Here is a 12850-nt window from a genome sequence, read left to right as displayed (position 1 = left end):
ATGGCAAATATTTTAGAAAAAATTGTAATAGACAAACGTGTTACCGTTGAAGAGTTAAAGAAAAGCTTACCGCTAGCGTCATTTATTGACTCGCTTGTACCAACCACTAAAGATATGTACAAAGCCCTTACTCGTACTGCTGAAAAACCTGAAGCGGGCTTTATTTTAGAATGTAAAAAAGCTTCGCCTTCAAAAGGTCTTATTCGTGAAGATTTCGATGTAAAAGCAATTTGTACTATTTACGATAAATATGCCGCTGCTATCTCAGTATTAACAGACGAAAAATACTTTCAAGGTAAGCACGAATATCTTCAAATAGTAACGGATACAGTTAAATGTCCTGTTCTTAATAAAGATTTTTTTGTTGATACTTACCAAGTTTATTTAGCCCGTTATTATGGCGCTGACGCTATATTATTGATGTTAAGTGTTTTATCGGATGAAGAATATAAAGAGCTAGCCGCCGTTGCTGAACAATACAACTTAGCTATTTTAACGGAAATATCTAACGATGAAGAGCGTGACAGAGCGATTGCTTTAGGTGCTAAACTTATTGGCATAAACAATCGCGATCTGCGTGATCTTTCTACTGATATATCTCGTACTTATGATTACGCACCAACCATTCCTGATGACAGGCTCGTTATTTCTGAATCAGGTATTTATACCCATGCTCAAGTAAGAGAGCTTGCGCCTGCCGTAGATGGCTTTTTAGTGGGTAGTTCCGTTATGGCTGAAGAAGATATTGATCTTGCTTGTAGAAAACTGATTTTGGGTAATAACAAGGTATGTGGTTTAACGGCTCCTGAGTTTGCCAAAGCCGCAAGTGAATCAGGTACTGTGTATGGTGGATTAATTTTCGCTACGAAATCGCCACGCTATATTACCGCTGAACAAGCAAAAATGATTGTTACTCAAGAAACATCTCTTAACTATGTAGGTGTTTTTGTTAATCATGCTATTGAAGAGATCGCTACATTAGCTAAAGACTTAGCACTGTATGGTGTGCAATTACATGGTCAAGAAGATCAAGATTACATTAACAAGCTACAAGCCTTATTAAATGAAAATGGCGCTGGTACTTGTGAAATATGGAAAGCACAAAGTGTAGAGTCTGCTGTTCCGCAATTATCATTAAACAATATCCAACATAATGTTTTAGATGGTAAAAATGCAGGTAGTGGAGAAACGTTTAACTGGCAAGGATTAGCTGATAGCGAGCAAGACTTATCAAACTGCTTTTTAGCAGGCGGCTTAAACAATGAAAATATTACGCAAGCAGTCAACCTACTGACTGAGCACGACTTATTTGGCTTAGACCTCAACTCTGGTGTTGAAGTAAGCCCCGGCATAAAATGTAGCGAAAAGTTATCACAAGTTTTCGCACAAATACGGAACTATTAATAATGACAACTAACACAGATACAAATACAGAAACTAAAGTTAAAAAAACACTACCTGCTTATTTTGGTGAATTTGGTGGTATGTTTGTTGGTGAATTATTAGTACCAGCACTTGAGCAATTAGAACAAGAATTTATAGCTTCACAAACCGACGAAGCTTTCTTGGCCGAATTTAATAAATTACTTACAAGCTACGCAGGTCGTCCTACGCCTTTAACTCTTTGTAGAAATTTAGTTAAAAATCCTTTAGCTAAAATTTACCTAAAACGTGAAGATTTATTACACGGTGGCGCTCATAAAACTAACCAAGTATTAGGTCAAGCCTTACTTGCTAAACGTATGGGTAAAACAGAAATAATTGCTGAAACAGGCGCAGGTCAACATGGTGTTGCTACCGCTATTGCTTGTTCATTATTAGGTTTAAAGTGTCGTGTTTACATGGGCGCAGTAGATTGTGCTCGTCAACAACCTAACGTATTCAGAATGGAATTAATGGGCGCAACCGTTATTCCTGTGACTGCAGGTAGCGGAACATTAAAAGATGCAGTAAACGAAGCACTTCGCGATTGGTCAGCTAACTATGAAGACGCTCATTACCTTTTAGGTACTGCAGCAGGTCCTCATCCATTCCCTACTATTGTTCGTGAATTTCAAAAAATGATCGGCGAAGAAGCTAAAGCACAACTTTTAGAAGAAGAAGGTAGATTACCTGATTACGTAGTGGCTTGTGTTGGAGGTGGTTCAAACGCTATTGGTATGTTTAACGATTTTATAGAAGATAAAGACGTTAAGCTTATTGGTGTTGAAGCCGGCGGTAAAGGTGTAAATACCCATCATCACGGCGCAACATTAGTAGCTGGTACTAAAGGTATGTTACACGGTAACTACACTTATATTATGCAAGACGATAACGGTCAGATAGAAGAAAGCTACTCTATTTCAGCAGGTTTAGACTACCCTGCTGTTGGTCCTCAACATGCTTTCTTAAAAGATACTGGTCGTGCGCAATATGTGCCAATTAACGATGATGAAGCATTAGAAGCTTTTCAAGCCTTAGCCATGAATGAAGGTATTATTCCAGCATTAGAATCTTCACACGCACTAGCTCATGCTCTTAAAATGGCTGATGCAGTTACTGAAGAAACCATTATATTAGTGAATTTATCAGGTCGTGGTGATAAAGATTTAGCACACGTACATACTGTATTAGAAGCTCAGAAGGGAGAAGCGTAATGACTCAATCAACTAACAATGCAGGTTATCGTTACGATCAATGCTTCGCTGATTTAAAAGCGAAGAATGAAGGGGCTTTTATTCCTTTTGTTACTATTGGCGATCCAAACGCTGAGCAGTCTTTAGCTGTTATTAAAACCCTTATTGATGCGGGTGCTGATGCCCTTGAATTAGGTATTCCTTTTTCAGATCCAAGTGCAGATGGTCTTACTATTCAAATGGCAGCTTTACGTGCTATTAATTCAGGAACAACTACTGATACTTGTATCGATATCATTGCTAAAATACGTGAATATGCACCTAACATTCCTATTGGTTTATTACTTTACGGCAACTTAATCTTTGCTCGTGGCTTAGACACTTTTTATGGCGACATGGCAAAAGCAGGTGTAGATTCTGTATTAATTGCTGACTTACCTATTAGAGAATGTGCACCATTTAAAGCTGCAGCACTTAAGCATGGTATTGCTCAAATATTTATTGCACCACCGAATGCAAGTGAAGAAAGCTTACAACATGTTGCTGAAAACGGCTCAGGTTATACTTATGTATTAAGTCGAGCAGGTGTTACAGGAGCTGAAACTAAAGCTGCTATGCCAGCCAATGCTTTAATTGCAACATTGGCTAAATACAAAGCTGCACCACCGATATTAGGTTTTGGTATATCAGCACCAGAACAAGTAAAAGAAGCGCTTTTAGCTGGTGCTGTCGGCGCAATAAGTGGCTCAGCTGTTGTAAAAATAATTGAAAATAACTTAGAAGATTATACTGCGATGAATAATGATTTATCAGACTTCATTAGCAGCATGAAAGCAGCGACAAAAGCTTAATTCTTTATCATAAAGAGCGAAGCTTAAATGCTTAAGTTTACATAGCTAATCAAATAAAAAAGGCACTTTATTAAACATAAAGTGCCTTTTCTTTTACTTTTTCACTGAGTATTAATATTAAATAATGTGAGAACTTGAAGGTGCCCAAGTACCTGTGCCCATATGCGCTAAGTGATTCATACCTTGATTTAAGACTTTATGTCCTACATTTCTAGAGCTCTCAGGACGACTGATTAAATAACCCTGAATATAAACAACACCTAAAGATTTCAATAACTCTAATTGAATTATTTCTTCTATGCCTTCAGCTACAACTTTAAGATCTAAACGTTGAGATAACTCAACAATCGATTTCAATATTTTACGATATTTTTCATTGTGGCTAGCTTCAGAAATAAACATACGATCTATTTTTAATACATCAACAGGTAAGGTTGCTAAAACAGAAAGTGAGCTGAAACCTGTACCAAAATCATCAATAGCAATGTAGATGCCTTCTTTTCTTAGCTTTTCTAATTCATAAATAATGTTTTCTGAAATATCTATAAAACATGATTCTGTGATTTCTAACATCAGTGAACTTGGTGGTAAGCCTGTTTTATTTAAAGCATCCATAATCCAATCATAAATAGGACGATGTTTTAATTGTACGCCTGACACATTGACAGAAATTTTGGTCTTAGTCATACCAGCATGATGCCAAGCAGACATCTGACGACAAGCTTCGTTAAGTATCCAATCACCTAAAACGAGAATTTGATTAGAGTCTTCTGCGATAGGAATAAATTCAGCTGGAGAAATAATACCTTCAATCGGATGTTGCCATCTTACTAAGGCTTCAAAGTAACTAATGGCACAACCATCAACATGAATAATCGGCTGAAATGATAAAAAGAAGCTATTAGATACAATACCTAAACGCATTTCTTCTAGTAGATAATGATAACGTCTTAATTTACTGCCCATCTCAGGCGAGTAAATACGATAAATACCGCGCCCTTCTTTCTTCGCTCTGTACATAGCAACATCAGCCATTTGAACAAGAGCCTCTGGGCTATTAGCGCTATCAGGATATATTGCAATACCGATACTGGCACTGATCTTCACTAACTTATTACCTAGAACAAAATCTCGTTCTAGTTCTTTTAAAACATGATTCGCAATGTTTACAGGTATTTCAGGATCTTCAATATCTTGAATGAATAACGTAAATTCATCCCCGCCTAAACGTGAGAGGTTGTATTCTTTGTCTTCTTCGTTATCACTATAATTTAAGTTTTGGCTTCTAACGACACTTTTTAAACGCTCTGCGACTTGGATCAAAACTTCATCACCAAATGAATGACCAAACGAATCATTCACTTGTTTAAAACCGTCTAAATCTATGAACAACAAACCACATCGAGTTTTAGTTTCATCAGCAATAGCTATCTGTTCATTGATATGTTCTAAAAATTTATGTCGATTAATTAATGAGGTGAGTTTATCGCAGAAGGCACTTTGCTCTGCATTGATCTGATAAATTCTTGCGTATTTAGAGAGATCTTCAATATAGATATTGAGTTGCGACAAAGCTGAATAGGATTTTTTATCTCGGCTTTTACTACCAAAAGTTACGATCAAATCTTCTGCTTGAGCACACATTGGCATTAAGATTTTATCTAGTTTACTGCGTTGATAATTAATCGCTAACGTATAAACCACGCACGAAATAATAACAAAAGCAGCGATAGGGAAAAGTAAGCCAAGTAATACAATAAAGGTAACATTTCTAAGAGGTACAACTAAGTTAGGTGTTTTACTATTGTGTAAGGAGATAACTAATTGATCACCCTGTTTTTTCAAAGGTAATAATAATGCAGTACTAATTAAATTGTCGGTGGTATTTAAAGGCGTTTCTAGGGTTAAAACAAAAGCTTCATCTGGATAATTAAAAACAGGTGATTTAACCGCTTTTGTGAGTTCAGTTACAAATAGAACATAAATGAATATAATGAAGATCATTGCTAGTAAACCTAACATCTTCCAAAACTTAGTTCTTACATTTGTCAAAGCTACATCCTTTCTATTTTCAACACTCTGTTTGAATACTTAATTATTCAGAACAGGAACAAAAAACATATACACCCAATCCATTGATAAATAATATCAATTTAAAACAGCTACATTTAAATCAATATTAATATTTTAAATATTACGTTTAAAACATTACTCTAGCAATATTTATCAAGAGTAACATAATGAATACAATAATAAAAAAATATTCCAATAAAACCATATACTAAGGATATTAACTCATCAGTTAATATCCAATCTACTACCTTTAAACTTAGTACAGAGATACCAATAAGTTAAATGTTAAAACTAAAATAATTAAACTTATTATGTGAATTTGAAGTGATAAAAAGACTCTTCAACTAAAGCTTAGTAGATAACCTCGAAATAAACTCAAAATTTTATAAATATAATATTTATAATTCTGATTTAAATATTACACTTTGCATGGTATCCCTTATAGCTTTCGGTATAATAATCGCCATATTACGTATTAATTCATTACACCTATTGTCGAGACATTTTCATGATTGAAAACACAAACGAAAAAACCTTCATTAAAGGTAAAGATCGCGACCTTGAATCATCTATTTCAACCATGCAAGAAAAGCTCGTTTCTTTCGGTTTTGATATTGTTGAAGCTTCATGGTTAAACCCTTTAGAGAATTGCTATTCAGTTCACATTAAAGATGCGACCTGCGGACTTATGTTTACAAATGGTAAAGGTTCTTCAGCTAAATCATGTTTAGCTAGCGCTTTAGGTGAATATTTTGAACGTTTAAGCTGTAACTACTTTTTTGCCGATTATTATTTAGGTGAAGAAATTTCAAACAGTGACTTTGTTCATTATCCTAATGAAAAATGGTTTTTCAGTGAAGATGATTCAATTCCTGAAGGCATGCTTGATGAAGGTTTATGGAATTACTTCGATCCAAATCAAGAAATTACCATTGATAAACTTTACGACATGAACTCAGGAAACGGTGAACGTGGTGTTTGCGCCCTACCTTACACCCGAGCACGCGATAATAAAGACATTTATGTACCTGTAAACGTTATAGGTAATGTTTTTGTTAGTAATGGTATGTCTGCAGGTAATACGCAAAACGAAGCGCGTGTTCAAAGTTTGTCTGAAGTTTTTGAGCGTTACGTTAAAAACAAAATTATTGCTGAAGGTATTTGTTTACCTGAAGTGCCATTGTCAGTATTAGAACGTTTTCCTACTATTTTAGCAGACTGTAAAGAACTAGAAAGCCACGGTTATCATTTACGAATAGCTGATGCTTCACTCGGTGGTTTATACCCAGTAATGAGTGTTACGTTAATCAACCCTAAAGATGGTAGTGTTTTCGCATCATTTGGTGCTCATCCAAGTTTTGAAGTTGCATTAGAGAGAACGGTAACTGAATTATTGCAAGGCAGAAGCCTAGATCAATTAGATGTATTTCAACCACCAAGTTTTGATGAAGATGAAATTGCTTCGCCTCATAACATTGAATTACATTTCATTGACTCAAGTGGTTTCATTTCTTACGACTTCTTTAAAGAAACACCAGATTACGAATTTGTTGATTGGGATTTTGATGCCGATACGCAAAGTGAATATGACAACTTAGTTAAAATTATTCATGATATGGGTCACGATATATTAATTTCTGACTACAACCATTTGAACGTATATGCCTGTCGTATATTAGTACCTGGTATGTCAGACATATACCCTGTAGACGAGATCGTTTGGAATAATAACAATGATGGCGCACTATTTAGAGAAGCCTTCTTAACATTAAAAGAAGGTGATACTGAAGAATGGCTAGAAATTTTAGACGCACTAGAGCAAGGCGGATACAACGACGCACTAGCTGCCGCAGAATTTATTGGTTTAGCGCCAGATGCGGGAACGACCTGGGCTGATTTCCGTTTAGGTGAAATGAAAGCTGTATTAGCTTTAGCTGCACAAGATGAACAAGCTATCGACTGGGTAAACTGGGCATTACATTTAGATCAAAACAATGAAGAAAATAAACGTAAATATCGCTGTCTACAAGCACTACTTGAAATAAAGTGGGACGAGTCCCGTGAGTACAGCGAATACATAACATCTTTAGGTCTAATGTACGGCAAAGAGCTATCACAACGTTGTTTAGACATTGTTGAAGGCAAAGTTATATTTGATGGACTACATTGCCCTGGCTTAAGTTTAGAAGGCTTTGAAACACATAAAAAGCTACTTGATGGTTATAAAAAGTTACAAGCAGCAAAAGTTGCTAACTGGAAATAATAACTTTTAGTTAAATTGAGTAATAAAGTATTACTATAAAAAATGCCTTTGAGTTATCACTCAAAGGCATTTATTTTATCTGGGATTTGATAATAAATAGAACTTAGCATTTAACACCTTAGACCATCCTTCTAAGCCTAAATAAACCTAACCTTCTTAACTATAAAATAGCCTACCTAAGCTAAACCTAATCTTATACCAAACGGATTAAGCCTAGCTCAGTTCAAATCTTATTCTTCTTTTCACCACTGATATAAATCAATACAGAGTTTAGATTTATTTTAATTGTTATCTTTATAATAAAAACAGCGGGATCAAAAAAGGCGCTAAATAGCGCCTTTAATTAAATAAACTAGTTAAAGATTAGCTAGGTCTACGTTCTGGACGACGTTTACGTTCACCAGAAGTATCTGAACTTGCTGCTGCAGGAGCATCAGTAGATACAGTGATATCGATTGCTTGACGACGAATGCGTACATTCTTCAATTGCTTAAACGACTTCTCAGGCATACCTTTAGGTAACTGAACATAACTATGTTTGTCGTGTAAGTTGATTGCGCCAATGTAGCTGCTATCAAGAGAGATTTCGTTAGCAATTGCGCCAACAATATCACCAGGCTTAGCGCCATGTTCTTTACCAACTTCTAAACGGTAAGTCTGCCAATCAACATCTGTACGGTTAACTTTAGCTTTACGAGGAGCTCTTTCACCACCACGTTCGTTTCTTCCACCACGGCTGTCTCTAGCACCACGATCATTTCTATCATTGCGGTTGCTTCTGTCGTTACGATCATTTCTGTCGCTACGCTCACGAGTTTCTCTGCGAGGTTTTGGATCTTCTTTTGGTTGTAAAGGTTGCTTAAGCTGGCTTTCAAATAATAAAGCAGCTGCTAAATCTGTCATTGAAAGTTCAGACTGTTCAGCCATTTGCTCAACGATTTCACGCATTGCTTGAATATCTCTATTCGCTACAACTTCAGCTATTTTAGTACGAGTACGTTCAATACGTGCTTTACCAATATCTTCAATATTTGGTAATTCATAGTTATTGATTGTGCCAGATGTTAAACGCTCATAATGACGTAATGAGTACATTTCACGTGGACGACAGAAAGCAATTGACATACCTTCACGACCAGCACGACCTGTACGGCCAATACGGTGAACATAAGCTTCGTTATCACCAGGTAAATCGTAGTTAATAACAAGAGTAATACGAGGAATATCTAAGCCACGAGCTACAACATCAGTTGCTACTAAGATTGAAGATTTACCTGATTTCATTTGATCAATAGTACGTTCGCGTTGTTGTTGGTTCATATCACCATTCAACGGAAGTGCTGGGTAACCTGCACGTTCTAATTTTTCAGCAACATCTACTGTATCGTTACGAGTACGAACAAAAACAATCATTGCATCGTAATCTACAGATTCAGCAATACGTTCTAGAGCTGTAATTTTGCTAATGCCACTTACTTTCCAAGCAAACTGTTGGATGTTTGCTTTAGATTGTTTAACAGCAGCAATTTTAATATGTTCAGGATCTTTTAAGAAACGGTTAGCTACTTTGCGAATTTGTGCTGGCATAGTCGCAGAGAATAAAGCCATTTGCGTTTGCTTTGGAAGATGCTCAAGGATCCATTCGATGTCTTCTAAAAAGCCCATGTTTAACATTTCATCTGCTTCATCTAATACACAGAAAGAAAGGTTATCTAATTTTAAGCTTTTACGACGTAAGTGATCCATTAAACGACCTGGAGTACCTACTACAACTTGTGCGCCACGCTCAAGTTGTTGAAATTGTGGTTGGTAAGATTGACCACCATATAAGGTAGCAACTTTTAAACCTTTAATGTTTTTAGCAAATGTTTCAATAGCTGCTGCTACTTGAATCGCTAATTCACGCGTTGGCGCTAAAACCATTAATTGTGGTTTTTTAATTGACGGGTCAATTTTAGCAAGCGCAGGTAAACCAAATGCAGCAGTTTTACCCGTACCTGTTTGCGCTTCACCTAACACATCTTTACCAGCTAAAAGCGGCGGAATAGTTTGTGCTTGGATAGCAGTTGAAGATTCAAAACCTAAATCGGTTAATGCAGATAATAAAGTTTCAGGCAAGCCTAAAGAGTCAAAGCTCACAGGAGCATCGTTAGTTGTTGTCATAATATTTGTCTTCTCTTGGCGAGATTTGATTCAGGGAAAAATATTTTAATCAAAGATCTCGCATATATATATACGAGGAAACCACCAGGAAGACTTAAGGCACAATCGGTATGCTAATATGAACATTAGCTAGGCAAGTCTATTGGGCGGATATACCCCACTCATTTCACGTTAAGCATTGCTTATAGAAGTCATCTTAAGTGAGGCGCGCATTATACAGAAGAATAAGTTTTGTACAAGACATAACTGACTATTTGGCTTAAATAATGCTTTTTAGCCTTTATTTATCTCTTTTTTCTTTAATAGCCTTGGAATTCTTCATTTGAAAGCAGGAGAATAAGGCTACTCTCCACCTTCTAACATATCCGTAAATAATGACAGCTTTTGTAACGCCATCGCATGTACTGTTTTTCTAGGGTAACGACCTAAACTATTAGGCTTTCCTGCTGGCATTCCTAATAGTAATTCTAGAGATTGGTCGATATCTTCCACGGCATGAATAGAGAACACACCTTCTTCAACCGCAGCAATCACTTCATCAGACAACATTAGGTTAATAACATTTGTACGAGGAATGATAACGCCTTGTTTCCCTGTTAAACCACGATCTTTACATAATCGATAAAAGCCTTCGATTTTTTCATTTACACCACCAATAGACTGTACTTCTCCATGCTGGTTAATAGAGCCAGTGATCGCGATACCTTGATCTATCGGTAATTGAGTAATAGATGAGATTAAAGCACATAACTCAGCCATTGAAGCACTGTCGCCATCTATATGACCGTACGATTGTTCAATCGCAATATTGGCTGATATAGATACAGGAAACTCTTGTCCGTATTTGTGTCCAAGATAGCCTGTTAATAATAAGAAGCCTTTAGAGTGAATAGCTTTACCTAAATCAACTTCGCGTTCAATATCAGTAACACCTTCGCTACCTGCATAAACAGTTGCGGTTATACGAGCAGGTGTACCAAAAACACTTTCGCCTATTTCCAACACAGTTAAGCCATTAACTTTACCAACTTGTTCACCTTGTGTTGTTATTAATACTTGGCGTTCTTTAATTTCACTTAACCAAGTTTCACTAATACGCCCTGTTCGTCTTTGTTTAGCTGCCAGAGCTAACTTGATATGTTTAGCTATTAGGTCACCTTTCTCATCCATTTTGTTCCACAAGTAATTCGCTTCATCTAATAAATCATTTGAATGAACAATATTGGCAGAAATTTTATGTTGGTGTTCTTCTCGTCTTAAAGCATGTTTAATTAATTCAACAATCGCATCGTCCGACACGGTTGGATATTGATGTTTTTGAGCACGTTGACGAATTAAATTAGCGTAAGCGATCAGGTTTTCATCATTTTTATCTAAATGCCTATCAAAGTCAGCAAGCACTCTAAACAGCTCATTAAACTCTTGATCATAAGCATGTAAGGTGTAATAAATATCTGCATCGCCCAATAAAATGATTTTTACTTTTAGTGGGATATTTTCTGCTTGAAGACTATAAGAACCCGGTTGTGAAAACTCAGAATATGGATTTTCAATGGTGACTTCTTGAGTTTTTATAGCTAACTTAAGGCGAGCCCATACTACAGGTTGATTTAATACTTTTTCAGCATCAAGCAATAAATAACCGCCGTTTGCTTTGTGTAACGCGCCAGCTCTGATCAAACGATAACTCGTATAAGGGTTACCTTGAAAGCTTGCTGAATCTACATGACCAAATAAATTTTGATATGTTGGGTTTTGTTCGTACACAACAGGAGAACCTTCATGAGGTTCGCGTGCAACAAGTAAATTAGGTAAAAAATGTTCAACCATTAACTTTCGGTTGTCTTTGGCTTTTTGTTTTTCGTTATCTTCACCCACCAAAATATCTAGTACAGTATCAACAACATGTACTTTAACTTTAGATAGATATTTTAAAACGCCTATGTTACTTGAAAACTCGTGTTCAAGTTCTTTTAGTAGCGGTTGAATACTTTGAGCAGCGGTTTCATTTTTTAATTTTTTCAGCTTATCTATAGATAAACGTTTCCACTTAGGTAACTCTATTAGTTCTTCAGATAAAAGACTTTCTAACTCAGTTACCGATTCATAAAAACTATTACGTTTTTCTTCATCTAAACTTGCTAGTTCATTTTCACTTAGTGGTTTACCGTCAACAACCAGTGAAAAACCAATTTCACCTTCTTCTTCAAATAACATAATGTTACTTTTTAAAGCAGTTTCTTCTACTTTAGCAATGGCTTCGTCGTATTGTTGGTTAAAAGCACGATCTATCGCAGTTCGTTGACGTTGATAACTTGGGTTATCAAAAACTTCAGGAAATAAAGCAATCAGATCATCAATAAAAGTATTTATACGCGCAACTAATTGTTTCCCGTCGCCTGGGCTTAAATACAATTTATAAGGTGAGTGAGTATCATCAAAATTATTGATGTAACACCATTCTTCAGGCGTACTTTGATTTTTAGCTAATTCGGTAAGCATCTGCTTTATTAAAGTTTGTCTGCCTGTACCATGTTCACCCATAGCAAACACATTAAAACCTATGGCATTCATAGCTAAGCCAAACTCTAATGCTTCTTTTGCTCTTTCGTGACCAACAAAGGGCTGATCGATTACTTCTATATCATGAGATTGAGTAAATAGTGACTCTGGTAAATGTGCCGTTAAATGCTGAGGAGTTATCAAAGTGGCAACGGGGTCTAATGTCATGAAGATCTCACTATAAAGTTTAGAAAACAAATACTTTGCGGATAAAAGGATGAGGCTATAGTGTACTCTGAGATTAAGCCCTATAGCAAAGCGCTAGTGAATATTATTTAGAAGAAGTGAGTAATCTCAGTTGGGTTAGTGAGAGCGATTCAATA

At 36.1% G+C, this 12850-nt stretch carries 7 protein-coding genes; 4 read left to right on the top strand and 3 right to left on the bottom strand.

Annotated elements, in window-relative coordinates:
• The 3 genes from trpCF to trpA are packed head-to-tail and all read left to right on the top strand — an operon-like array spanning position 1 to position 3466.
• Complete coding sequence (gene trpCF / locus ACPUVN_RS03280; RefSeq protein ID WP_426358030.1) at positions 1-1404, top strand: bifunctional indole-3-glycerol-phosphate synthase TrpC/phosphoribosylanthranilate isomerase TrpF; 1404 nt, start codon at positions 1-3, stop codon at positions 1402-1404.
• A 2-nt stretch (positions 1405-1406) separates the two neighbouring features.
• Complete coding sequence (gene trpB / locus ACPUVN_RS03275; protein ID WP_426358031.1) at positions 1407-2636, top strand: tryptophan synthase subunit beta; 1230 nt, start codon at positions 1407-1409, stop codon at positions 2634-2636.
• Positions 2636-3466 (top strand): tryptophan synthase subunit alpha, encoded by an 831-nt coding sequence (gene trpA, locus ACPUVN_RS03270; protein ID WP_426358032.1) that lies wholly within the window; start codon positions 2636-2638, stop codon positions 3464-3466. Before trpB ends, trpA begins: the two co-directional genes overlap by 1 nt.
• A 117-nt stretch (positions 3467-3583) precedes the next feature.
• On the opposite strand, the gene ACPUVN_RS03265 is transcribed toward trpA, so the two are convergent.
• Positions 3584-5518 (bottom strand): putative bifunctional diguanylate cyclase/phosphodiesterase, encoded by a 1935-nt coding sequence (locus ACPUVN_RS03265; protein ID WP_426358033.1) that lies wholly within the window; start codon positions 5516-5518, stop codon positions 3584-3586.
• A 529-nt stretch (positions 5519-6047) separates the two neighbouring features.
• On the opposite strand from ACPUVN_RS03265, the gene ycaO reads away from it, so the two are divergent.
• The gene (gene ycaO, locus ACPUVN_RS03260) at positions 6048-7802 is read left to right on the top strand and encodes a 30S ribosomal protein S12 methylthiotransferase accessory factor YcaO (RefSeq protein WP_426369957.1); all 1755 of its coding nucleotides are present in this window, start codon (positions 6048-6050) and stop codon (positions 7800-7802) included.
• Positions 7803-8165: 363 nt separating this feature from the next.
• Here ycaO and ACPUVN_RS03255 read toward each other — a convergent pair whose 3' ends face one another.
• Together ACPUVN_RS03255 and ACPUVN_RS03250 are read right to left on the bottom strand one after the other, a co-directional pair.
• Positions 8166-9965, bottom strand: coding sequence for a DEAD/DEAH box helicase (locus ACPUVN_RS03255; RefSeq protein WP_426358035.1), 1800 nt, complete (start codon positions 9963-9965; stop codon positions 8166-8168).
• Between the two features lie 342 nt (positions 9966-10307).
• Positions 10308-12695, bottom strand: a complete 2388-nt coding sequence (locus tag ACPUVN_RS03250) for an AAA family ATPase (protein WP_426358036.1) — start codon at positions 12693-12695, stop codon at positions 10308-10310.
• Positions 12696-12850 lie beyond the last annotated feature (155 nt).

Origin of the sequence: Pseudocolwellia antarctica (genome assembly GCF_049933045.1) — a bacterium.
Lineage (GTDB): Bacteria > Pseudomonadota > Gammaproteobacteria > Enterobacterales > Alteromonadaceae > Pseudocolwellia.
Note: the sequence above shows the minus strand (reverse complement) of the source record. Positions and strands in the feature narration are given on the sequence as shown.